Annotated in this window: 19 protein-coding genes, 1 tRNA gene and 1 pseudogene; 6 read left to right on the top strand and 15 right to left on the bottom strand. The window is 74.1% G+C overall.

What is annotated here, in order from left to right:
- Nucleotides 1-94: 94 nt before the first annotated feature.
- Complete coding sequence (locus tag ACWEQL_RS03060) at nt 95-511, top strand: Fur family transcriptional regulator (RefSeq protein ID WP_452148389.1); 417 nt, start codon at nt 95-97, stop codon at nt 509-511.
- A gap of 82 nt (nt 512-593) precedes the next feature.
- On the opposite strand, the gene ACWEQL_RS03055 is transcribed toward ACWEQL_RS03060, so the two are convergent.
- From ACWEQL_RS03055 to ACWEQL_RS03045, 3 genes are all read right to left on the bottom strand, one after another.
- Nucleotides 594-2564, bottom strand: a complete 1971-nt coding sequence (locus ACWEQL_RS03055; protein WP_452148388.1) for a sel1 repeat family protein — start codon at nt 2562-2564, stop codon at nt 594-596.
- 356 nt (nt 2565-2920) lie between these two features.
- Nucleotides 2921-2994 (bottom strand) — tRNA-Met (locus ACWEQL_RS03050).
- Between the two features lie 84 nt (nt 2995-3078).
- Nucleotides 3079-6102: a UPF0182 family membrane protein gene (locus ACWEQL_RS03045; RefSeq protein WP_452148387.1), complete on the bottom strand. Its 3024-nt coding sequence runs from the start codon at nt 6100-6102 to the stop codon at nt 3079-3081.
- Nucleotides 6103-6301: 199 nt separating this feature from the next.
- On the opposite strand from ACWEQL_RS03045, the gene ACWEQL_RS03040 reads away from it, so the two are divergent.
- Nucleotides 6302-6865 (top strand): PPA1309 family protein, encoded by a 564-nt coding sequence (locus tag ACWEQL_RS03040; protein WP_452148386.1) that lies wholly within the window; start codon nt 6302-6304, stop codon nt 6863-6865.
- 27 nt (nt 6866-6892) lie between these two features.
- On the opposite strand, the gene ACWEQL_RS03035 is transcribed toward ACWEQL_RS03040, so the two are convergent.
- The 4 genes from ACWEQL_RS03035 to ACWEQL_RS03020 all read right to left on the bottom strand — a co-directional run bounded on the left by ACWEQL_RS03035 (nt 6893) and on the right by ACWEQL_RS03020 (nt 10398).
- On the bottom strand, nt 6893-7984 hold the full coding sequence (locus ACWEQL_RS03035) for a YlbL family protein (RefSeq protein ID WP_452148385.1): 1092 nt from the start codon (nt 7982-7984) through the stop codon (nt 6893-6895).
- An 81-nt stretch (nt 7985-8065) separates the two neighbouring features.
- Nucleotides 8066-8263, bottom strand: coding sequence for a hypothetical protein (locus ACWEQL_RS03030; RefSeq protein ID WP_452148384.1), 198 nt, complete (start codon nt 8261-8263; stop codon nt 8066-8068).
- A gap of 307 nt (nt 8264-8570) precedes the next feature.
- A complete protein-coding gene (locus tag ACWEQL_RS03025) occupies nt 8571-9011 on the bottom strand; it encodes a molybdenum cofactor biosynthesis protein MoaE (protein WP_452148383.1) in 441 nt (146 codons plus the stop codon).
- A 238-nt stretch (nt 9012-9249) separates the two neighbouring features.
- Entirely contained in the window at nt 9250-10398 is a 1149-nt protein-coding gene (locus ACWEQL_RS03020; protein WP_452148382.1) for an NAD-dependent epimerase/dehydratase family protein, read from the bottom strand.
- A gap of 211 nt (nt 10399-10609) precedes the next feature.
- Between ACWEQL_RS03020 and ACWEQL_RS03015 the strand changes: the two genes are divergently transcribed.
- Together ACWEQL_RS03015 and ACWEQL_RS03010 are read left to right on the top strand one after the other, a co-directional pair.
- The gene (locus tag ACWEQL_RS03015) at nt 10610-12190 is read left to right on the top strand and encodes a zinc-dependent metalloprotease (protein WP_452148381.1); all 1581 of its coding nucleotides are present in this window, start codon (nt 10610-10612) and stop codon (nt 12188-12190) included.
- Complete coding sequence (locus ACWEQL_RS03010) at nt 12187-12786, top strand: NUDIX hydrolase (RefSeq protein ID WP_452148380.1); 600 nt, start codon at nt 12187-12189, stop codon at nt 12784-12786. Before ACWEQL_RS03015 ends, ACWEQL_RS03010 begins: the two co-directional genes overlap by 4 nt.
- Before the next feature lie 109 nt (nt 12787-12895).
- Here ACWEQL_RS03010 and ACWEQL_RS03005 read toward each other — a convergent pair whose 3' ends face one another.
- From ACWEQL_RS03005 to ACWEQL_RS02990, 4 genes are all read right to left on the bottom strand, one after another.
- The gene (locus ACWEQL_RS03005; protein ID WP_452148379.1) at nt 12896-13579 is read right to left on the bottom strand and encodes an AIM24 family protein; all 684 of its coding nucleotides are present in this window, start codon (nt 13577-13579) and stop codon (nt 12896-12898) included.
- A gap of 15 nt (nt 13580-13594) precedes the next feature.
- Nucleotides 13595-14287: an AIM24 family protein gene (locus tag ACWEQL_RS03000; RefSeq protein WP_452148378.1), complete on the bottom strand. Its 693-nt coding sequence runs from the start codon at nt 14285-14287 to the stop codon at nt 13595-13597.
- Between the two features lie 46 nt (nt 14288-14333).
- Nucleotides 14334-15758, bottom strand: coding sequence for a TerD family protein (locus tag ACWEQL_RS02995; protein WP_452148377.1), 1425 nt, complete (start codon nt 15756-15758; stop codon nt 14334-14336).
- Between the two features lie 188 nt (nt 15759-15946).
- Nucleotides 15947-16708, bottom strand: coding sequence for a M48 metallopeptidase family protein (locus ACWEQL_RS02990; RefSeq protein ID WP_452148376.1), 762 nt, complete (start codon nt 16706-16708; stop codon nt 15947-15949).
- 279 nt (nt 16709-16987) lie between these two features.
- On the opposite strand from ACWEQL_RS02990, the gene ACWEQL_RS02985 reads away from it, so the two are divergent.
- Nucleotides 16988-18073: a ThiF family adenylyltransferase gene (locus ACWEQL_RS02985; protein WP_452148375.1), complete on the top strand. Its 1086-nt coding sequence runs from the start codon at nt 16988-16990 to the stop codon at nt 18071-18073.
- Between the two features lie 85 nt (nt 18074-18158).
- Here the strand turns inward: ACWEQL_RS02985 and ACWEQL_RS02980 are convergent, their stop codons facing one another.
- From ACWEQL_RS02980 to ACWEQL_RS02970, 3 genes and pseudogenes are all read right to left on the bottom strand, one after another.
- A complete protein-coding gene (locus ACWEQL_RS02980; RefSeq protein ID WP_452148437.1) occupies nt 18159-18872 on the bottom strand; it encodes a DUF2071 domain-containing protein in 714 nt (237 codons plus the stop codon).
- 113 nt (nt 18873-18985) lie between these two features.
- Nucleotides 18986-19303 (bottom strand): annotated as a pseudogene (locus tag ACWEQL_RS02975) (metalloregulator ArsR/SmtB family transcription factor); the annotation flags it as partial.
- A 127-nt stretch (nt 19304-19430) separates the two neighbouring features.
- The gene (locus ACWEQL_RS02970; RefSeq protein ID WP_452148374.1) at nt 19431-20318 is read right to left on the bottom strand and encodes a sigma-70 family RNA polymerase sigma factor; all 888 of its coding nucleotides are present in this window, start codon (nt 20316-20318) and stop codon (nt 19431-19433) included.
- A 104-nt stretch (nt 20319-20422) separates the two neighbouring features.
- Here ACWEQL_RS02970 and ACWEQL_RS02965 point away from each other — a divergent pair, with 104 nt between their 5' ends.
- Nucleotides 20423-21184, top strand: coding sequence for an SDR family oxidoreductase (locus tag ACWEQL_RS02965; RefSeq protein WP_452148373.1), 762 nt, complete (start codon nt 20423-20425; stop codon nt 21182-21184).
- 13 nt (nt 21185-21197) lie between these two features.
- Here ACWEQL_RS02965 and cpt read toward each other — a convergent pair whose 3' ends face one another.
- On the bottom strand, nt 21198-21746 hold the full coding sequence (gene cpt, locus ACWEQL_RS02960) for a chloramphenicol phosphotransferase CPT (protein ID WP_452148372.1): 549 nt from the start codon (nt 21744-21746) through the stop codon (nt 21198-21200).
- Nucleotides 21747-21751 lie beyond the last annotated feature (5 nt).

The following is a 21751-nucleotide window of genomic DNA, read 5'->3' as shown; positions in this document are numbered from 1 at the left end:
TCCGCGTGATCCGGTCGTGACGACTCGATCCTAACTTGGACTTTGTCTAAGTCAATACTGGGCCCAGACTCGGAGCTTCGCCTACTCTGTACGCATGAGTGACCTGCTGGAACGACTTCGCGGACGCGGCTGGCGTCTGACCTCGCAGCGCCGCGTCGTCGCCGAGGTCCTCGACGGCGAGCACGTCCACCTCACCGCGGACGAGGTGCACGCCCGCGCCGTGGAACGCCTCCCCGAGATCAGCAGGGCCACCGTGTACAACACGCTGGGCGAGCTGGTGGGCCTCGGCGAGGTCCTGGAGGTCGCCACCGACGGCCGCGCCAAGCGGTACGACCCCAACGCGCACCACGCCCACCAGCACCTGGTCTGCTCCGGCTGCGGCGCGATCCGCGACGTCCACCCCGAGGGCGACCCGCTGGCCGCCCTCCCGGCGGCGCAGCGCTACGGCTTCCAGGTCTCCGGCGCCGAGATCACCTACCGCGGGCTCTGTCCGGACTGTACGAAGGCCTGACCGGCCGCCCGCACCCCGAACGACCGCACCCGGAACGACCGGCCCTCCCGAACGCCCGGCGCTCAGGCGCCCGGCCCGACGGTCAGGCGCTCAGCTCGGCGTGCAGCGCGCCGAGCAGCCGCCCCGCCCGCTCGGCCACCTCGGCCGGGCCGTAGTCCGCCGCCCGCCGGCACCAGTTCTCCGCCTGCACCGGCTCCCCGCGCCGCAGCGCCAGCAGCGCCAGCCGCAGCGCGGCCCGCCCGTGGCCGGCGTCCGCCGCCCGGGTGTACCAGAGCATCGCCTCGGCCTCGCTGTCCTGCCGGGCCAGCAGCAGCCCCAGGTTGAACGCCGCGCTGCGGCTGCCGGCCTCGGCGGCCCGCCGGTACCAGCTCTCCGCGATCTCCAGCGCGCCCCGCTCGGCCGCCCGCACGCCCATCCGCACCTGCGCCCGCCGGTGGCCGGCGTCCGCGGCCAGGGCGTACCAGTGCTCCGCCTCGGCGTCCGCGTCGCCGCGCCGGTCCAGCATCGAGGCCAGCCGGAACGCGCCCTCGGCCGAGCCGCCCGCCGCCGCCTGCCGGTAGCGCTCCAGCGCCCCGGACTGGTTGCCGCGCTGCTCCTGGACGACGGCCAGTTGCAGCGCCGCCTCGCCGTGCCCCTCGGCGGCGGCCCGCGCGTACCACTCCTGCGCCTGCCGCTGCTCGCCGCGACCGGCGTGCAGCACGCCCAGGTTGAAGGCGCCGTCCACGCTGCCGGCCTCGGCGGCCTTGGAGAACCACGGCTCGGCGCCCGACTCGTCGCCGCGCTGGAGCAGCACCACGGCCAGCGCGTTGCAGGCCTCCCGGTGCCCGGCGTACGCGGCCTTGCGGTACCACTGCTCGGCCTGCTGCCCGCGGCCGGCGCCGGCGCAGAGCAGGCCCAGGTTGAAGGCGCCGTTCTGGTCCCCGGCGTCCAGGGCGCTGCGGTACCAGCGCTCGGCCTCGGCCGCCTCGCCGCGGGAGGCGTGCAGCGCGCCCAGCGCGTTGGCGGCGTTGCCGTCGCCCGCCTCGGCGGCCTCCTGCCACCACTCGGCGGCGGCGCCGAGGTCGCCCGAGTCGCGCAGCAGGAAGCCCAGCGCGCAGGCCGCCCGCGGCTCGCCGTTCTGCGCGGACTGCCGGTACCAGCGGGCCGCCTCCTCCAGCAGCGACTGGTCGGTGCGGGAGCGTTCCTCCAGCAGCACGCCGAGCCGCAGCGCCGCGCGGGCGTGGCTGCGGGCGGCGGCGGTGCGGTACCAGGTCTCGGCGGTCTCCTTGTCGCCCGCGGCCTCGCGCATCCGGGCCAGCCGGTAGGCGGCCTCCCGGTGGCCGGCGTCGGCGGACACCTTGAACCAGCGCTCGGCGCGCACGTCCCGCCGGTGCTCCATCAGGTCGCCCAGCGCGTACGCCCCGAGCGGGTGGCCGTGGTCGGCGGCGAAGTGCAGCCAGTACTCGGCGGCCTCCTCCTCGCCCTGGTCGCGCAGCTGGAGGCCGAGCGCGTGCGCGGCGGGCGCGCTGCCGGCCACCGCGGCCTGACGCCACCACTGGGCGGCCTCGGCCCGGTGGCCCTGCTGGTGCAGCAGCACGCCGAGGTTGTTGGCGGCGGCGCGCAGCCCGGCGGCGGCCGCGGCGCGCAGGTAGGGTTCGGCGTCCTCCAGGTCGCCGCGGCGCAGCAGCAGCGCGCCGAGCCGGCTGGCGGCCTCGGCGTCGCCGTCGTCGGCGGCCTGCCGGTTGCGGGCCTCCAGGGCGGCCTGCTCGCGGGCGGCGAGCGCGGTCTCGAAGCTGGTGCTGTCGAGGGTGTCCGGGTCGGCGTCCTCCCGGCGGGCGGGTCCGTCGGCGGCGCCGTACGGGCCGATCGCGGCGGTGAAGTGGCGGGCGGAGACGTGTACCAGGCTGTCCGGGCCGTAGCCGAGGGGCCGGCGCTCCGTCAGGCCGCTGGTGCGCTGGGCAGGCAGGGCGCCGGGGTGGGTGCCGGAGGCGTTCTCGGGGCTCTCCGCCCAGGTGTCGGTGTCCGCCTCGGTGGCTGCGGCGGGCCTGGATCCGTTCTTTCCGATCAGCCTCATGCCGACTCCCGCTCCCCCAGAGTGCCGCGGCATCCGCCCCCGGCCCCCGGCCGGGAGGAGCTCCATGGGGCGCGCCGCACCGGACGGCCTGTCAGCGGCCGCGCAACGTCCCCCATGTGTCCCATCGTCGCATCACCCGCAACCCGCGTACACCTGCCCCGGCCGATTTCGGCGGGGCGGACCCGAAGCCGACGGAATTGCTTCGGCGCTTTGTCGATTTCCCGACACTTCGGCCCCACAAACCACGTTGCCGTCGTCCTTGGCGACGGTCGATAGTACCGGAGCCAGGTGTACGGCCCCCGTGAGAAAACGCCAGAGGCCCGGAGGATGATCCTCCGGGCCTCTGGGCCACTGAGTAGCGGGGACAGGATTTGAACCTGCGACCTCTGGGTTATGAGCCCAGCGAGCTACCGAGCTGCTCCACCCCGCGTCGGTGAACCAACCATAACACGATCACCGGGGGCGGAGGAAAACCGTGCCCGGCCCGGGGATCCCCGGGCCGGGCACGGCCGCGCTACGGCGTCGCGCCCGCCGAGGGCGAGGCCCCGCCGGTCGGCGCCGGGGCGGTGGACCCCGTCGGCGCCGGGGCCGGCTGGGCCGGCTTCTGCTGGGCGGCGAGCGCCGCGTCCAGCGCCGCCTGGAGCGCCTTCTGCGCCTCGCCGTACTTGGCCCAGTCGCCCGCCTTCAGCGCCTCCTGCCCGGCGGTGTAGGCGCGCTGGGCCTCCTGGAGCGCCTTCTGCAGCGCCGCCGGGTCACCCGCGCCGGCCGGCGGGGCGGTCGGCGCCGGGGTGGTGGGCGCGGACGGGTTGGCCGTCGGCGGGGTGGTCGGGGTCGGGGTCGGCGTCCCGGCCCCCGGCGTCGGGGTGGTCGGCGTCGTCCCGGGCACCGTCGGGGTGCCGGGCGCGGCGGTCGCGGCCGCGCCGAACACCTTGGCCAGCGCCTTCTCCAGGTTGTCCTCGACCGCGATGACGGCGTTCTCGTTGCCGTACGTCGCCAGCACCTTCTTCAGCACCGGCACCTTGGCGCTGCGGCCGATCAGGTAGACCGGCTCGACGTTGAGCAGGCCGCCGCCGACCGGGAGGGTCAGCAGGTTGCCGTACTCGACGTCCGACTCGGTGCCGTTCTTCAGCAGGTTGAGCTGGTAGGCGACGGCCGGGTCCGAGTTGAACTTGGCCTGCGCCTGCTTGGGGCCGAGCGCCCCGGAGCCGGTCGGCATCTTGATGATGCGGATCTTGCCGTAGTCCGGGCCCGGGTCCGCGTTGACCGCCATGAAGGCGGCCAGGTTGTCCCGGCCCGCCGGCACGAAGCTGGTGGTCAGCGAGAAGTTCGCGCCCTGGGTGCCGGGCATCCGCACGGTCAGGTAGTACGGCGGCTGCACGTCACCGGTCGTGGTGGTGGGGTCGGCCGGCACCTGCCAGACGTCGGTGCCGTTGAAGAAGCCGTCGGCGTCCGTCATGTGGTACTCGGCGAGCAGGTCGCGCTGCACCTTGAAGAGGTCCTGCGGGTAGCGCAGGTGCGGCATCAGCGTGGACGGGATGTCGGCCTTGGCCCGCACGGTGTCGGGGAACGCCTTCATCCAGGTCTTCAGCACCGGGTCGGCCTCGTCCCACTGGTAGAGCGTCACCTCGCCGGTGTACGCGTCCACGGTGGCCTTGACCGAGTTGCGGATGTAGTTGACCTTGTTGGCGGCGGTCAGCAGCTCACCGCGCTGGCTGGTCAGCGAGTCCTTGGTGACGTCGCCCAGGGTGGTCTTGGAGGAGAACGGGTAGCCGTCCGAGGTGGTGTAGCCGTCCAGCACCCAGAGCAGCTTGCCGTTCTGCACCACCGGGTACGGGTCGGCGTCGATGGACAGCCACGGCGCGACCTTCTCGACCCGCTCCTTGGGGGTGCGGTCGTAGATGATCTTCGAGCCGTTCTTGATGGCGTCCGAGTAGAGGATCTTCAGCTCGCCGAACTTCACCGCGTACGCGGCCCGGGTCAGCGGGTTCTCCAGCGAGACGCCGCTGCCGCCGTCGTAGCGGTAGGTGACCGGCTTGCCGTCCTCCGAGGTGTAGTCGATGTCGACGTTGTCGCCGCCGACCACCGACCAGGTGGAGGTCTTCTCGCCGTAGTAGACCCGCTGCTGGTACGGCCCGAAGGCGCCCTTGGTCGGCAGCGCCTGCTCGGTGTAGACCGGGTTGCCGTTGGAGTCGACCTGGTTGCCCTTGGCCGCCACCACGCCGTAGCCGTGGGTGTAGCTGAAGTGGTCGTTGATCCAGTTGCGCGGGATGCCGTTCAGGTCGATCTCGCGCACGCCCAGCACGGTGTCCTGGGCGCCGTACCGGTCGATGTCCAGCGACTTCGGGAACGCGTAGTACTTGCGCAGCGCCTCGTTCTGCTGGAAGGTCGGGCCGACCACGTTCGGGTCCAGCAGCCGGATGTCGGAGATCGTCTGCGCGTCCGGCTTCAGCTGCTCGCCACTGGTCGAGTTCACCGGGTTGTACTGCTGCGACTCACTGCCCGCGATGCCGTACGCCTGCCGCGTCGCGTCGATGTTCTTCTGGATGTACGGCGTCTCCTTGGCCTGCTCGTTCGGCTTGACCTGGAACTGCTGCACGATCGCCGGGTACAGCCCGCCGATCAGCACCGCCGACAGCACCATCAGCCCCAGGCCGATCAGGGCCGGCGCCCAGGTCCGGCGGACCGGGGTGAGGAAGAACAGCACCGCGCAGATGATCGCGACGAAGAACAGGATCGTCTTGGCCGGCAGGAACGCGTTGGCGTCCACGTACCGCAGGCCCGTCCAGCCGCCGACCCCCTTGTACGCGCCGGTCTTCACCGCCAGCGCGTACCGGTCCAGCCAGTACGCCACCGCCTTGAGCAGCACGAAGACGCCCAGCAGCACCGCCAGGTGCCCCTGCGCCCCGGCACTCGCCCGCCGGCCCGGGCCCTGCAGCCGCAGGCCCCCGTACAGGTAGTGCACCAGCACCGAGGAGAGCAGCGCCACGATCACCGCGCTGAACGCGAAGCCCAGCAGGAACTCGTAGAAGGGCAGGTCGAAGGCGTAGAAGGAGACGTCCAGGCCGAACTGGGCGTCCTTGGTGCCGAACGGCGTGCCGTTCACCCACAGCAGCCAGGTCCGCCACTGCCCGGACGCGGCGGCGCCCGCCACCAGGCCGATCACCAGCGACACCGCGATCAGCGCCCAGCGCTTGAACGGCGCCAGGCCCGCCCGGTAGCGGTCCAGCGACTGCTGCTCCACCGACATCGCCGACAGCGGCGGCCGCAGCCGGTGCGCCAGCCAGATGTTGAAGCCCACGAACAGCGCCATCAGCACGCCGAACACCGTGAACAGCCCGGCCTTGGTCCACAGCTGGGTGGTGAACACCGAGGAGTAGTGGACCGACCTGAACCAGAGCCAGTCCGTCCAGAACCCGGCGAACATGACGAACAGCAGGAAGAGCACCGCGAGTACGCCCAGGGTCAGCAGGAGCACCCGCGTCCGCCGCGAGGGCGGGCCCACCCTTCGCCGGAAACCCGGCCCTGAGCGTTCCGGCATCTGGAAGACCACGGTGGCACCTCGGCTGTGTCGTCTGGAATCGGTCGGTCGTCAGAGCAACTTAACCAGTCTTCGGCCGAGTTCCCACCGTTAGCAGACGGTTACGGGGCCCGCCCGGCCCGCGGGCACCGGGAGGGGACGGACGGACCCCCGTCACCGGTGGCCGCCGGGCACCGCCGCGACGTGTGAGGATTGAGACATGTCCGATGTCTCCCACACCCCCGACGACGTCTCCAAGCTCCCGGCCGCGACCCCGCTCACCCGGGCCGCCCTGGAGATCGACGAATACGTCGCCACCCTCGGCTGGGACCTCCCCGCCCGGCTGTTCGCCCTCGTCGACAGCGCCCAGCTGCGCAAGGCCGACCCCAGGATCGCCAAGCAGCTCGGCCTGGCGGACACCGACGAGCCCGGCCTCACCCCCGTCGAGCAGGACGAACTGCCGCCCGGCACGGAGCTCGACAAGTTCCTCGGCACCATCGCCTGGCCCGACGCGGTCGCCGGCTGCGCCCTGGTCGTCGAGCGCCTGATGCTGCCCCCGGGCGCCGAGCAGTCCCGGCCGCGCAACGCCACCGACGCCCAGCTCGCCGAGTGGGTCGCCAACCACCCCAAGCGCGAGGAGGTGCGGATCACCGCCGCCGTGCTGCGCGACGGTAAGAAGGAGATCGCCCTGCGGCTGCGCTCCAAGGACGTCGCCCGCGAGGTGCTGACCGGCCCCGAGCTGGTGCCCGGCCTCACCGAGGCGCTGCTGGCGACCTTCAAGTGACCGGGCCGGCGCTGCCGTCCCGCGGGGCTACTTCCCGCAGGACGGCAGCGCCGAGGTCTGTCCGGCGCTGACCTGCTCCAGCGACTTCAGCGCGCCGTCCAGCGTCTCGGTCCTGATCAGCGTCAGCCCGGACGGGATGTGCTTGCGCGCCTCCTCGCAGTTGGCCGCGGGGGTGAAGAAGTACTCGGCGCCGGCCTCGCGGGCGGCGATCAGCTTCATCGAGATGCCGCCGATCGGCCCGACCTTGCCGTCGTCGCCGATGGTGCCGGTGCCGGCGACGAACCTGCCGCCGGTGAGGTCCCCGGGGGTCAGCTTGTCGATGATGCCGAGCGAGAACATCAGCCCGGCGCTGGGGCCGCCGACGTCCTGCAGGCCGATGTCGATCTGGAACGGGTAGGTGTGCCGGACCGAGGTGACGATCCCGATCACCGCGTTGTCGGCGTCGTCGGCCTTGCGGGTGGTCAGGGTGACGTCGGTCCGGGGGGCCGGGTCGGCCTTGGCCGCGCCGGCGCCGCTGTCGGGCAGCCGCGGCACGACGGTGAAGACCACCTGCTCGCCCGGCTTGTGTCCGGTGACCGCCTTCGCCACCTCGGCCGGGGTCGCCACCGCCGTCCCGTCGACCGCCACGATCTGGTCACCGGCGTGCAGCCGGCCCTCGGAGGGGCCGCCCGCCACCACGGCCCGGACGATCAGCTCGTCGCCGATCGGGATGCCCAGCTGCTTGAGCGCCGCCGTGCGGGCGCTGTCCTCGGAGGAGGCGAACTCCTCGGCGTTCTGCTTCTTGGCCTGCTCGTCCGTCTGCCCCTTGGGGTAGACGTTCTCGTGCGGCACCACCATGACGTCGTCGCGCAGCCAGCCGACCACCGCGGAGACCAGGCTGGGTTCGTACCGGGCCCCGGTCACCTGGACGGTCGTCATGTTGAGGTGCCCGCTCGTCGGGTACGACTCGCGCCCGGTGATGGTGATCACCGGCTTGCCCGTCTTCTCCTGCACGCCGAGCGTGTCGTACGTCGGCCCCGGGCTCATCTCCGTGTACGGCACCTTCATCAGCACCGACGCGCAGAGCAGCGCTATGAGCAGCAGGGTGGCGGCGAGCATCGTCGCAGAGCGGCGTGGCATGCCTCGACAGTACGGGACGCGGGTGACGAACCGCCCGCCGGGCCCGGGCCAGGGGCAGGCCCCGGGGCCGCCGGACGGCCGTCAGCGCCGCTCGGCGCGGCCGCGGCCGTCCGTGGCACCGCCGGCGGTGGTGCGTTCCAGGGCCGCGGTGAAGCGCCGGTGCTCGGCGAGCGAGGCCGGGTCACCCGTGGCCCTCGGCGCGCGCTGGGCCCACCCGGCCCAGACGGTGGCGAGCAGCGCGGCGACAACAGGAATGATCAACCAGGCGAGCGCAGCCATCTCAGTACTCCCAGCTCGTCGTGTCTATGAGCAGATTAACCACCCGGGCGAACAACGCGGATGGCGCCGTCCGGGTTACGGGACGGCCGATCGGCTCACTGCCAGGGAGTATGCGGCTCGCCGGCCCGCACCCGTTCGGGTGAGGGCCGGGCGCGCCCGCACACCGGGGGCTTGCTTCGTGTCCGCCCGATCACCCGGACGGGTCGGGCCGCACGGGCCCCCGGCGCGGCCCGGCGGGCCGTGCCGGAGCGGGCGCCGGGAGGTGACGGGCGCCGGGACGGCAGGTGGCGGGCGACGGGCGCGCGGGTCAGCAGCTGCCGGCGCCGACCCACTCCTCCTCGCCGTCGGAGAACACCTGGTGCTTCCAGATCGGGACCTCGTGCTTGAGGTCGTCGATCAGCCGGCGGGCCGCCGCGAAGGCCTCGCCCCGATGGGCGCAGGACACGGCGACGATGACCGCCTTGTCGGTGATCTCCAGTCGACCGACGCGGTGCACCGCGGCGAGCGCCCTGACCGGGAAGTCCGCGACGATCCTCTCTGCGATCCGGCGCATCTCCTGCTCGGCCGTGGGGTGGCAGCTGTACTCCAGCGCGCCGACGGACTTGCCGCCGTCGTGGTCACGGACCGTCCCGACGAAGACGGTCGTGCCGCCGGCCGCGTCGTCGCCGACCGCCTCGTACACCTCGTCGAGCGAGAGCGGGGTGTCGCGGATGGCGATCAGGCGGATGGGGTCGTGGTTCTCGGACATGCCCCCATGATTCCTCATCGCCGGCGGTCCGGGGCAAGGGGCTTCCGTATCACGATTGCGAAATTTCGCATCGTGAGAACGGCGGCGGTCCGGGCGGGGAGCCGGGGCGCGCGGCGGCGGCGCGGGCCGGTGGCCGCGCCACCGCCCGTACCGCCGTCCCGGACGCCCGACCTGACAGCCCCGACCTGACAGCCCCGGGCGCCCGACCTGCCAGCGCCGCCGTCCCGGGCGCGCCGCCTCAGAAGCGCCGCCGCTTGCGGGCCCGCCGCACCAGCGCCGCCGTACCCACCAGGGCCACCGTCGCGCCGGCCGCGCCCAGGCTGGTCGCCGCCTCCTTGCCGCCCAGCCGGCGCCCGGCCACCGCGTGCTTGCCCGACACCTGGGCCAGCAGCTCGGCCAGCACCTGCTCGTTGGTGAACCCCGGCCGCCAGCCCGCCTCGTGCAGCCGGCTCCCGGACACCACCCACGGGTACATCGTGTAGGCCAGGTCACCGGCCGGCGCCGGGGTCAGCCCCAGCCGGTGCAGCCGTGCCGCGGTGCCCAGCGCCAGCGCCGCCGGCAGCTCCATCCGCCGGATCCCGGACAGCCGCTCGACGTCCTCCTGCTCCAGCCAGCCGTCGCAGCCGACCGTCACCTCGCCCTCGACCAGCCCCAGCGCCGCGTACTCCAGCGCCGCCGCCAGGTCGTCCACGTGGCAGAACTGCCAGCACGGCCGGGACCCGGCCACCACCAGCAGCCGGGGCGCCTCGAAGTGCCGGGTCAGCACGGTGTCGACGCCCGGGCCGACCACCACCGCCGGCCGCAGCACCGTCACCTGCAGGCCCGGGTGGGCCCGCGGCGCCCGGCGGGCCAGCCGCTCGATCTCCAGCAGGTCCCCGACCAGCGAGGCCTCCTCGGTCGCCCGCAGCTCGGAGTCCTCGGCCAGCGGGACCTCGTTGTCGGCCAGCGCGCCGTAGACCATCGCCGAGGTGCAGAGCACCACCCGGTGCACCCCGGCCGCCGCGGCCGCGGTCAGCACGGTCTGCGCGCCGCGCACGTTGTAGGCGCTGCGGGCCCGCGGGTCGGACTCCATGCCGAGGTCCATCGCCAGGTGGACCACCACGTCGACCCCGGCGAGCCGCTCGGCGACCGCCGGGTCGCGGACGTCGAGGATCCGCCACTGCACGCCCGGCACGTCACCGCGCCGGTCGTCCACGGCGAGGACCTTCTTCACGTGCGGCGAGGCCACCAGGCGCGCCGCGACGCGCTCGCCGAGCACTCCTGCGGCGCCGGTGACGGCCACGGTCAGCGGCCGTCCGCCGTAGGCTGGAGACGGCGACGCCGTGGTGTCCGGGTCGTCCTCTCCTCCGGTCAGCCCAGAGCGAACGTCCGAGGGCGGGGAACTCACCGGCCATCCTCCACGGTTAGCTTATGTGCGTACGTACGTGTGTCACGTACGTCCATCCTGCCCGAGGCGAAGGCCCGGCGGTGCACCCGGCGCGGGCCAGCCGCGCGGGAGCCGCCCACCGGCCGTGAGTTCCCCCGCTCCGCCGACCGCCCGGGCCGGCAGACGAGAGCCCCACCCAACCCGTAAGACGGCCGACCGGATCGAGGACCCCGTGAGCGACCTTCCCTTCGGATTCGGCGTTCCGCCCGAGGAGCCCGAGGACGGCAAGGCCAAGCGCGACGACGCCGAGAAGAGCGAGAACGCGAAGAAGGACGAGCAGGGCGACGGCGCCCAGCAGGACGGCCAGCTGCCGTTCGGCTTCGCCGGCAACCCGTTCGGCGCGCTGTTCGGCATGGGGATGCCCGGCGCCGGGATGCCCGGCGCCCCCGGCTCGTCCGACAACCCCTTCGGCGCGATGTTCGGCGGGCTCAACCCCAACGACCTCGGCGCCGCCTTCCAGCAGCTCGGCCAGATGCTCTCCTTCGACGGCGGCCCGGTGAACTGGGAACTGGCCAAGGACATCGCCCGGCAGACCGTGGTCGCCGAGCCCACCGAGGGCAAGAGCAAGGACCGCTCCGTCAGCGCCTCCGAGCGCTCCGCCGTCGCCGAGGCCGTCCGGCTCGCCGACCTCTGGCTGGACGGCGTCACCGAGTTCCCCTCCGGCGCCGGCACCGCCGTCGCCTGGAGCCGCGCCGAGTGGATCGAGGCCACCCTCCCGGTCTGGAAGGACCTGGTCGACCCGGTCGCCGAGCGCGTCGGCAACGCCATGGGCGGCGTGCTGCCCGAGGAGATGCAGGCCATGGCCGGCCCGCTGATGGGCGTCATGCGCTCGATGGGCGGAGCGATGTTCGGCACCCAGATCGGCCAGGCGCTCGGCGCGCTCGCCGCCGAGGTGGTCGGCTCCACCGACGTCGGCCTGCCGCTCGCCCCCGCCGGCAAGGCCGCCCTGCTGCCGCAGAACATCGCCGAGTTCGGCGAGGGCCTGAGCGTCCCCGCCGACGAGGTCCGGCTCTACCTGGCCCTGCGCGAGGCCGCCCACCAGCGCCTCTTCGCCCACGTGCCGTGGCTGCGCGCACACCTGTTCGGCGCGGTCGAGGCCTACGCCCGTGGCATCAAGGTCGACACCTCCCGGATGGAGGAGCTGGCCGGCCGGCTCGACCCGTCCAACCCCGAGGCCCTCCAGGAGGCGCTCGCCGGCGGCCTGCTCCAGCCCGAGGACACCCCCGAGCAGAAGGCCGCACTCGCCCGCCTGGAGACCGCGCTCGCGCTGGTCGAGGGCTGGGTCGACGCCGTCGTCCACGCCGCCGCCCAGCCGCACCTGCCGCAGGCCGGCGCGCTGCGCGAGACCGTCCGCCGCCGCCGCGCCGCGGGCGGCCCCGCCGAGCAGACCTTCGCCACCCTGGTCGGCCTGGAGCTGCGCCCGCGCCGGCTGCGCGACGCCGCCCGGCTCTGGGCGCTGCTCGCCGACGCCCGCGGCGTCGAGGGCCGCGACGACCTCTGGCAGCACCCCGACATGCTCCCCACCGCCGCCGACCTGGACGACCCGGACGCCTTCGTGCACCGGGACACCGCCGGGGGCCTGGAGGGCGGCCTCGACTTCGACGCGATCGACCGGCTCCTCGGCGAGGCCGCGGCCGGCGGCGCCACCGGCCAGGGTCCGAAGCCGGACCTGCGCAAGGACGACGGGTCCGGCGCGCCCGGCGACGACGCGCCCGGCACGGGCGAGGACGGCAAGGAGGGGCCCGCCGCATGACGGTCACCGACACGGCCGCCGGGGCGGCCGCCGGGTCCCTGCACGCCGACGCCGTCCGCGCACTGGACGGCTGGCGGCCCGGCGACCCGGTCCAGGAGGCCCTGCGCCGCGACTACCTGGACCACCTCGCCGAGCAGCCCGGGGGCCTGTACCGCTCCTGTCTGCCCGCCCACATCACCGCCAGCGCGATCGTGGTCGACCCGGCCGCCGGCCGCGTCCTGCTCACCCTGCACCCCAAGGTCGGCCGGTGGCTGCAGATGGGCGGCCACTGCGAGCCGGGCGACGCCGACCTGGCCTCCGCCGCGCTGCGCGAGGCCACCGAGGAGTCCGGCATCGACGGCCTCACCCTGCTGACGGTCGACGGCCTCCCGGCCCCCGCCAAGCTCGACCGCCACCAGGTGCGCTGCACCGGCAAGGACCGGCCGGAGAACACCCACCTCGACGTCCAGTACGTCGCGGTGGCCCCGCCCGGCGCGCGGGAGCTGATCAGCGAGGAGTCGCTGGACCTGCGCTGGTTCGCGTACGACGCCCTGCCCGAGCTGACCGACGACTCGGTCCGGGACCTCGTCGCCCGGGCGCGGCAGCTGACCGGCTGAACCGCCCCGGTCCGCTCCGAGGGGGCCCGCCGTGGCGGCGGGCCCCCTCGTACGGCTGTGCGCGTACCGCCGGGCCCCTCGTAGAGCCGTGCCTCCTGCGGCCGTGCGCTCAGCGCACCGGCACCCGCTGCGGGGGCAGCAGCTCGCTCGGCTGCACGACCACGAAGCCGTCGCCGGTGAAGGCCAGCTCCCAGCCCTCGGTGGCCGTGCCGCGCCGCCGCCAGGCCTCGGTGTTGGAGCTCTGCGCCTGCAGCTGCACCTCCAGCGACGAGGACCAGCCGACCACCGCGTCGGCGTCCGCGTAGACGTACTGCCCGCGCTGCACCGGCATGACCAGCGGCCGGCCGGAGGTCATCACGACGAGCTTCCCGCTGCCGGACAGCTCCAGACTGTGCGTACCCACGCCGGTGATCCGCTCGCCGCCCTCGATGTTGACCACCTGCCAGCTGATCCCGGTGTCCATCGCCAGCACGTAGCTGCTGGTCACCGTGAGCCGCTCACCGCGCAGCTCCAGGATGTGCAGGTGCTGCGCGAGGTTGGCCAGGTAGACCGTGCCGGTGCCGCTGCACCGCATCAGGTCCAGGGCGGTGGGCTGGTTGTTCTGCCGGTTGCGGCGGGAGCCCGGCGGGGTCCAGCCGGTGAACTGCACCCGCCCGGTGTGGGCGACCATGGCGCCGCTGCGGGCCAGCACCTCCGCCCGCCCGTCCAGGACGACCCGCAGCATCTGCGGGTTCTGCAGGGCGTAGCGCTCGTCGCCGGTCAGCGCGGTGTGGTCGAGAAGGGGACTCTGCACGGTGCTCGCTGCTCCTCAGCCGCGGATCTTGAGTCGGTCGGAGGTGTCCTCGCTGGGCTGCACGACGACGAAGCCCGAGCCCTTGAAGCCCAGCTGCATCGCCTCGCCGCTGCCCCGGCCGATCAGCGACCCGACCTTGACGGTCCGCCGCGTCCTGATCTCCAGGCCGGTCGTCCAGGCCACCAGGGCGTCCGGGTCGACATAGGTCTCGGCCTCGGCGCAGTCCAGCACCACCGGCACCCCCCGGGAGGTGATGGAGACCCAGCCGCTGCCGCTCACCGTCACGTTGAACAGCCCGGTTCCGGCCATCAGCGCCGGGCCCTTCACCTTCTCCACCGTGCAGCTCAGCGAGGAGTCCAGGGCGAGCAGGTGGGAGCCGTTGACGGACAGCGACTCGTTGTCGAGCTGGAGGTTGAGCACGTCCGCGCCGAAGTCGGCCAGGTAGAGCGTGCCGTCCCCGAACCAGCGCAGCAGCGGGCTGCGCTCCCCCGACGCCCACTCGCCGAGTGCCCGGCGCAGCGACTGGGAGACCGGCTCGTACTGCAGGAAGCCGTCGTAGGCCACCATCGCGCCCGGCTTGGCCAGCACGTCCTGGGTGGCGGTGACGGCGACCTTGCACATGGCGCCGCCGTGGTTGCTCATCCGCGCGGTGGGCGGGGAGGCCGTGTAGCCCTCCAGGTACGTGCCCGAGAGCACCTGCCGCTGCATCGTGCCCTCCTTTCTGCTGGGTGCTGGACGCCGGAAGCGGTGGGACTCAGACCTCGAACGGCTGGACCACGATGAAGTTGCCCGGCCCGCCGCGGAACTGCAGGCTGAGCGACTCCGCCGCGTGCCCCGCGTACGCCGAGCGCCGGATCCGGACCGGCGCCGTGGTGATCACCTGTGCGCCGCGCGACCACGCCACCAGCGCGTGGATGTCGGCGTACGTCTCCGGCGCCGGGGTCACCGGCAGCACCACCGGGATGCCGTTGGTCTTCACCACCACCGTGCCGTGGCCGCTGAACTGGAGGGTGAAGAAGCCGCCGTTGGGCAGCCCCTCGCCCTCGATCCGGCGGACCTCGTGGTCGAGGCCGGCGTCGAAGGCGAGCACCCGGTCCGAGCTGACGCAGATCGCGTCGCCCTCCAGGCGCACCACGTGGAGGTGGCTCGCCTCGTCCGCGAGGAACACCTGACCCTCGCCGGAGACCCGCATCAGCTTGAGCGTCTGGCCGGTGAGGTTGCCGGTCAGCTTGCGCAGCATGCCGGAGCTCTCGTGGGCGAAGTCGGCCTTGCCCTGGTAGGCGACCATGCTGCCGTTCAGGGCGAGGACGTCCTGACCCTTGGTGAGGGTGTAGCGGACGAGGTGGTCGTTCTGCTTCAGCCAGCCGGACTGCTCGGGGAGCTCGGCGTACTTGACCAGGGAGACGCGGACGCCGGGTGGCTGCTGGGCCTGCGGCGGCTGCTGGGCCGCGTACGGCGGGGTGACCGGCTGCGGGGCGGGGGGCTGCTGGGCGGGGATCTGGAGGGTCGGCTCGGGGGTGGGCGCCGCGACCGGGGCCGGGGTGGCGGTCGCGGCCGGGGTCGGGACGGCGGTCGCGGCCGGGGTCGGGGCCGGGGTGGCGGTCGCGGCGGCGGGGACGGCTGCCGGGGCGGGCTGGGCGTCCTCGTCGTCGAGCGCCTCGCCGCCGAAGTTCTCCAGCAGCGCCCGCAGGCCCCCGTCGAAGCCCTGGCCGACCGGGGTGAAGCGCCACTCGCCGTTGCGGCGGTAGAGGTCCGCCAGCATCACCGCGCGCTCGGTGCTGAAGTCCGCGCCGGTGAAGGAGTACCGGCCGACCTCCGCGCCGTCCGCGACGATCCGCACGTACCCGCTGGCGACCTGCGACATCTGGCCGTCGCCGTCGATGGTCGCGGTCAGGCTCAGCCGGTGGATGGCCGGCGGCACCTCGGGCAGGACGACCCGGAACGCCTCGGTGTCACCGGACTGCGCGCCCAGCATCCGCACCGAGCCCTCCGGGCTGGCCGGCTGGTTGAAGAAGACGAAGTAGCGGTCGTCACTGAGCCGCTCCGCCTCGTCCAGGCCGAAGCAGCTGATGTCGAAGGCGAGGCCGGGCGCGGCGAGGTGCACGCCGACGTAGAGGTCGGTCCCCGGGGTCAGTTCGGCTATCCGCACGCGCGACGCCTTGGCGAGTTCCCTGGTCATGGCGCTGAACTGGCCCTCCCTGCGTAACCGGCACGGTTGCGTAACCGGCATGGTGCCGCGACCTTATCCCACCTGATCCGGACGGGGCAGGAGCGCGGAAGGTTCCCCTTCACGCCCGGGGACGCGCTCGGGCGGGGGCCGGTTGGCCGGGCGCGGGGTGCGGGTTGCCCGGGTATGGGGTGCGGGGCTCAGGCGCAGGACTCGGTGGGGGCCGGCGGGCCGCTCTCCGGGCCCGCGTGGCGGGCTCCCGGGATGTGCGGCAGCCGGGCCGCCGACGCCACGCCCTCCAGGTATCCGCGGGCACGCTCGGTGCGCGGGTAGGCCTCCAGCAGCGCCCAGAACGCGGGCCCGTGGTCCGGGACCAGCAGGTGGGCCAGCTCGTGCAGCAGCACGTAGTCCACGACGTACTCCGGCATGCCCTGGAGGCGGTGCGAGAGCCGGATCGTGCGCTCGCTGGGGGTGCAGGAGCCCCAGCGCGAGTTCTGGTTGGTGACCCAGCGGACCTGGGCGGGGCGGGCCCGGCCGTCGAGGTAGCCGGTGGACAGCTCGCGGGCCCGGGCCGCCAGCGCGTCGTCGCCCAGCACCCGCCGGCTCTCCTGGGCGGCGAGCTTCTCCAGCATCTGCGCGACCCAGCGCTGCTCCTCGGCGTGCGACATCCGGGCCGGGATCAGGACGACGGTGCGGTCGCCCTCGCGGTAGGCGGAGACCGTACGGCTGCGGCGGGCGCTGCGGCGGACCTCGACGCGGGAGCGGTCGGGGAGGGGGTGGGGTTCGGTGCCCTGGCCGTGGCCCGGCTGCGCCTGGGCGGGCTGTGCCGGGAGTTGCTGCTCCGGCGGTGGCGGGGCGGGATCCGGGCGCCCGCGTGTGCTCGGCGCCGCGACCTGGGACCCGGACGCTGCACGGGCACGCCGACGCGACGCCGGGGAATGGGAGTCCCGTTCGGCCGCCATGGCACACGACGTTACCCGTTACCCCTGACAGAAGTCCGCTGTCATGGCCGAAATCTTTCGTGGAGTGATCGAGAACGAAAGGCTTACGGGAGGTGTCCGGAACACGACCCGAGGCCGGACGGAAGGTTATCCACAGGGTGAGCGAACAGATCTTCAGATCATGGGATCGGGTCTGTGGATAACGCTGAGCACGGAGTCCGTCACCTGGGGCATGCTGCGGTCAGCCGTCCGTCCGGAAACGATCGGAGGTGCGTACCCGTGCGCCCTGTGGTGCCTCCCGTGTCGCGCCCTGTCCTGAAACCCGCCCTGTCCCGCGCCTGGCGGGACACCGAGACCCTGCAGCTCGGCACCGTGCAACGCCATGCGCACCGTCTCGGCCAGACCGACGAGACCGTCCGCTCGCTCCTCGGCCTGCTCGACGGCGAGCACGAGCGGTGCGCCCTGCTGGAGGCCGGCGAGCGGCTGGGGCTCGGCCGCGACGCGGCCGCGGGCCTGATCGACGCGCTGGAGCGCGAGGGCCTGCTCGACGACGCGGCCGCTGTCGACGCCGCTCTCGGCCGTTTTCCGCGACCCCTGCGCGAACAGCTCGGACCGGACCTCGCCTCGCTCTCCCTCGTCCACCCGGGCCCCGGCGACGCCGCCGCCGTCCTGGCCCGGCGGGCCGGGCGGACGGTGGAGGTCCGCGGGGCCGGACGGGTCGGCTCCGCGGTCGCCGCCGTCCTCGCCGCGGGCGGCATCGGCACGGTCACGGTCACCGACGGCGGCCGGGTCAGCGCCGGGGACTGCTCCCCCACGGGCCTGCCGCCCTCCGACGTCGGACGGCTCAGGGGCACCGCCGTGCGCGAGGTCGTGCAGCGGGCCACCGGGGTGCGCCGCTGCGCCACGCGCTCCCCGCGCGCCTTGCCCGCCCTGGTCGTCCTGGCCCCGCGGGACGGCGGCGGCGCGTTCGCCTGCGGCTCGTACGAGTCCAAGCAGCTGATGCGCGCCGGGGTGCCGCACCTGTACGCGGGCGTGGTCGAGCGGATCGGGGTGGTCGGGCCGCTGGTGGTGCCGGGCGGGTCGGCCTGCGGGACGTGCCTGCTACTGGCCCGGGAGGACGAGGACGCGGCCTGGCCCCGGCTGCTGACGCAGATCGCCGGCGAGGGCCCGGGGCGGGCGCCGACACCCGCCTGCGACACGGCGGTGGCGACCGCCGTCGCCGGGCTCGCCGCACTGCACGTCCAGCTGTTCCTGGACGGCGGGGAGCCGGCGAGCCTCGGCGGGTGGTGCGAGCTGTCGGCGGAGGACGGGATGGTGCGGCGGCTGCGGCTCAAGGAGCACCCCCACTGCGGATGCCTGTGGGACCCGGGAGAGGGGGTGGTCTGAGCGCGGACCGCGGAGCGCGATGGGGCCGACCCGCGTACGGTCGGCCCGGCCGGCGTCCGGTCGGCCCGGCCCCGGACCGGGCGGGTCAGGCCGCCATCGCCGGCAGCGGCCGCCAGCGCGCCGGCAGGTCGCGCATGACCAGCGCGCAGTCCAGCACCGCGGTGCCGGGCGGGAAGCGCCGGGTGTCGTCGAAGAACGAGGACCGCGCCTCGCGCACCCGGCCGGCCTCCACCCGCCAGTCCTCGGCGCTCAGCTCCATCCCGTCGAGCCGGCAACCGCCGGCGGCCGGGGAGTACCCCTTGGCGCCCGCCCGGAAGAACGCCGAGGCCTCCGCGAGGTCCGCGAACAGCTCGCTGCCCCGCAGCTCGTCCGTGACCTCGACGGTGACGTCCGCCCGGGTCCCGTCGTGTCGGGAGGCGAAGGCGACGCGCAGTTCGTCCGCCGTCTCCTCGACCGAGAAGTCGGCGCGGCCGTGCTCCCCGGGGAAGAGCCGGCCGCCGGCCCAGGCATTGATCCGGGAGCCGGTCTCGCGGCGGCTGATGTAGACGCCGGACTCGACGCCGTCCGGCCCGTCCCACTCGACGGCCACGCGGTGGGCGACGTTCTCGCTGCGCAGGCCGACCGCCCTCGGTGCCCAACTCGGCCGGGCCGCGCCGATCCTGAGCAGGCAGATCCCGGCGACCGCGTGGCCGTTGACCAGCTGCGGGCGCAGCGTGGCGGGCAACAGGCCGGCGGCGATGCCGGGGTCGACCCGGTAGTTCACCAGCAGCCGCCGTTCGACGACGCTGGCCAGGTCCATCGGGTACTGGGACACGTTCACGCCTTCTCCCCCTCGGCGAGTTCAACGGTCTCGGCGGGCGCGGCGGGCTCCGCGCGTTGCGCCCGTTTCACGGCCCCGGCGGGCTCCACGGCCTCGTCGGCGGGCCGCCACCTGGTGTGACGCAGCACGATCTGCTCGGGGCAGACCGCGCTGAGGAACCGCCCGACGCAGGTGGCGAGCCGCTCCTCGACGAGCGAGTAGAGGATCCGGTTGCCGTCGCGGCGTTCGGTGACCAGCCCCGCGCCCTTGAGCACCCCGAGGTGGCGCGAGATGGACGGCGCGCTGATCGCGAACCGTCGCGCGATCTCGCCGGCCGGGAGCTCCCCGCCCCTGAGGTCTTCGAGGATCTGGCGCCGCGTCGGATCGGCCAGCGCGCGGAAGACACCGACCTCATCGTCCTTCTGACTCATAGGGAGATATTTAGCACATGAGCTAAACAGCTAACAACGCCTCGGTCGAAGGCCGGTCCCATCGGGAAAGCCGGGAGGACCCCGGCCGCGAGCGGCCGAGGTCCTCCACCTGCGCGGACGGGCGGGGTCAGCCCCCGATCACCGCGATCTCGATCCGGTCGAGGCGTTCCGGCTCCGCGACCACGTCGATCTCGGTGACCAGACCGTCCACGATCGCGAACCGCAGCACCACCGCCACCCGCCCGAGCGGCGCCATGACCAGGCCGACGGCCCCGTCCAGCAGCGCCACCCCGGTGACCCGGGCCCGGGCCATGGCGGCCATCGCACCCGTCGCCACCGGCCGCGCCCCGCGGACCGTGATCGGCTCCGGCGTCGGCACGACCAGGCGATCGGCCCGCAGCACCACGTCCGGGTGGAGCAGCGAGACCAGCGCCTCGAAGTCGCCGCCGCGGGTTGCGGCCAGGAAGGCGTCGACGACCCGCCGCCTGCGCACGAGGTCGGGGCCGGGCACGGGCGCCCCGCCCTTGACCCGGCGGCGGGCCCGGCTGGCGAGCTGCCGGGTGGCCTCCGGGGTGCGCTCGATCAGCTCGGCGATCTCGTCGAACGGCACGGCGAACATGTCGTGCAGCACGAAGGAGAGGCGTTCGGCCGGACTCAGCCTGTCGAGCACCACCAGCAGCGCGACCCCCACCGAGTCGGCCAGCAGCGCCTCCTCCTCCGGATCGGCCCCGGACTCCTCGCCGAGCGGGATGTCGGGCGCCGGCGCCGCGTCGTACGACTCCTCGCGGCGGGTCCGGCGGGCGCGCAGCATGTTCAGACAGACCCGGCCGACCACGGTGGTGAGCCAGCCGCCGAGGTTCTCGACCCCGGTCAGGTCGGCGCGGCTCGCCCGGATCCACGCCTCCTGGAGCGCGTCATCGGCCTCGCTGAGCGAGCCGAGCATCCGGTAGGCGACCGCGCGCAGATGGCCGCGGTCCTTCTCGAAGCGCTCGATCAGTAAAAGCTGCTCGTCCATCTGTCACGTTCCTCGCTCGGCGCGGGTCAGGGAGTCGGAAGCACGAAAACTACCGGCCCGGCCGGGGCCGAACGCCCCCGGCCCGAGCGAGTACGGAGAGAGCCATGACGTCCACCATCCTGGTCACCGGCGGCACCGGCACCCTGGGCCGCCACGTGGTTCCGCTGCTCACGGAGGCCGGCCACCACGTGCGGGTGCTCAGCCGGCACCCGCACGAGGCCGCCGACGGCGTCGCGTACGTGGCGGGCGACCTGGTGCGCGGCGAGGGGGTGGACGCGGCGGTGGCCGGGGCCGACATCGTCCTGCACCTCGCCGGCGGGCCCAAGGGCGACGACGTCGCCACCGCCCACCTGGTCCGCGCGGCGCAACGGGCCCGGGTGCGGCACCTCGTCCACATCTCGGTGATCGGCGTGGACCGGGTGCCGCTCGCGTGGTTCCGGATGAAGCTCGCCGCCGAGGAGGCGGTGACCGGCTCCGGGCTCCCGTGGACGGTGCTGCGGGCCGCTCAGTTCCACGACCTGGCGCTGACCGTGGTCGACAAGATGACCAAGCTGCCGGTCGTCCCCGCGCCCGGCGGGCTGCGCTGGCAGCCGGTGGACGCCCGCGACGTGGCCGCCCGCCTCGTCGAGCTCACCCTGGACGAGCCGGCGGGGCTGGTGCCCGACCTCGCCGGGCCCGCGGTGTACGACCTCGGCGACCTGGCCCGCAGCTACCTGCGGGCGCGGGGCAAGCGCCGTCCGCTGCTGCCGGTCCGGATGCCCGGCAAGGTCGGCCGCGCCTACCGCGCCGGCGACAACCTGACCCTGCGGGGCGCCGACCGGGGGCACCGCACCTGGGAGGAGTTCCTCGCCGAGCGGGCCGCCTGACGCCCTTCTCGCACTACCGGGGTCGGCCGACGGCGGCGGCGATGGTCCGCGCGCACTCCAGCGCCTCGGTGCGGGTGGTGTCCAGCTCCAGGTCGTACCGCACGCCCCGGTGGACCAGCTCCGCCTGGGCGGCTGCCATCCCCGCGATCCGGTCCCCGCGGGCGGTCTCCCGTCCGGCGGCGACCTCGGCATCGCAGCGCACGCCCACCCACAGCACCTCCAGGCCGTCCAGGGCCTTGAGCCATCGCTCCTGGGAGCCGGCCCCGCCGAGGAACACCTCGTCCACGACCACCCGGGCGCCGGCCCGGGCCATCGCGGCGATCCCCTCGATCCACGCCGCCTCCACCGCCCGGAACTCCTCCCCGACGGTCACCCCGCCGTCGGGGGCGAAGTCGATCCCGCCTGCCGACTCCCGCATCGAGGCGGGCATCGCGTCGACCAGCGTGTCCGTCCCGAGCGCCAGCCACGGCTGCGGCAGCACCGCCTGCAGACACCGGGCGATCCCGGATTTCCCCGCGCTGGAGCCACCGTTGAGCACGATCACCTGAACCTGAGCAGTCATCACGC

Source organism: Kitasatospora sp. NPDC004240, from assembly GCF_053603215.1.
The sequence above is the reverse complement of the archived record's forward strand: the minus strand, read 5'-3'. Positions and strand labels throughout refer to the sequence as shown.

Bases quoted from the DNA above. Each gene is read 5' to 3' on its own strand.
- ACWEQL_RS03060 (WP_452148389.1), top strand. From the start codon at position 95: ATGAGTGACCTGCTGGAACGACTTCGCGGACGCGGCTGGCGTCTGACC.
- ACWEQL_RS03055 (WP_452148388.1), bottom strand. From the start codon at position 2,564: ATGAGGCTGATCGGAAAGAACGGATCCAGGCCCGCCGCAGCCACCGAG.
- ACWEQL_RS03045 (WP_452148387.1), bottom strand. From the start codon at position 6,102: ATGCCGGAACGCTCAGGGCCGGGTTTCCGGCGAAGGGTGGGCCCGCCC.
- ACWEQL_RS03040 (WP_452148386.1), top strand. From the start codon at position 6,302: ATGTCCGATGTCTCCCACACCCCCGACGACGTCTCCAAGCTCCCGGCC.
- ACWEQL_RS03035 (WP_452148385.1), bottom strand. From the start codon at position 7,984: ATGCCACGCCGCTCTGCGACGATGCTCGCCGCCACCCTGCTGCTCATA.
- ACWEQL_RS03030 (WP_452148384.1), bottom strand. From the start codon at position 8,263: ATGGCTGCGCTCGCCTGGTTGATCATTCCTGTTGTCGCCGCGCTGCTC.
- ACWEQL_RS03025 (WP_452148383.1), bottom strand. From the start codon at position 9,011: ATGTCCGAGAACCACGACCCCATCCGCCTGATCGCCATCCGCGACACC.
- ACWEQL_RS03010 (WP_452148380.1), top strand. From the start codon at position 12,187: ATGACGGTCACCGACACGGCCGCCGGGGCGGCCGCCGGGTCCCTGCAC.
- ACWEQL_RS03000 (WP_452148378.1), bottom strand. From the start codon at position 14,287: ATGCAGCGGCAGGTGCTCTCGGGCACGTACCTGGAGGGCTACACGGCC.
- ACWEQL_RS02995 (WP_452148377.1), bottom strand. From the start codon at position 15,758: ATGACCAGGGAACTCGCCAAGGCGTCGCGCGTGCGGATAGCCGAACTG.
- ACWEQL_RS02990 (WP_452148376.1), bottom strand. From the start codon at position 16,708: ATGGCGGCCGAACGGGACTCCCATTCCCCGGCGTCGCGTCGGCGTGCC.
- ACWEQL_RS02980 (WP_452148437.1), bottom strand. From the start codon at position 18,872: ATGGACCTGGCCAGCGTCGTCGAACGGCGGCTGCTGGTGAACTACCGG.
- ACWEQL_RS02970 (WP_452148374.1), bottom strand. From the start codon at position 20,318: ATGGACGAGCAGCTTTTACTGATCGAGCGCTTCGAGAAGGACCGCGGC.
- ACWEQL_RS02965 (WP_452148373.1), top strand. From the start codon at position 20,423: ATGACGTCCACCATCCTGGTCACCGGCGGCACCGGCACCCTGGGCCGC.
- cpt (WP_452148372.1), bottom strand. From the start codon at position 21,746: ATGACTGCTCAGGTTCAGGTGATCGTGCTCAACGGTGGCTCCAGCGCG.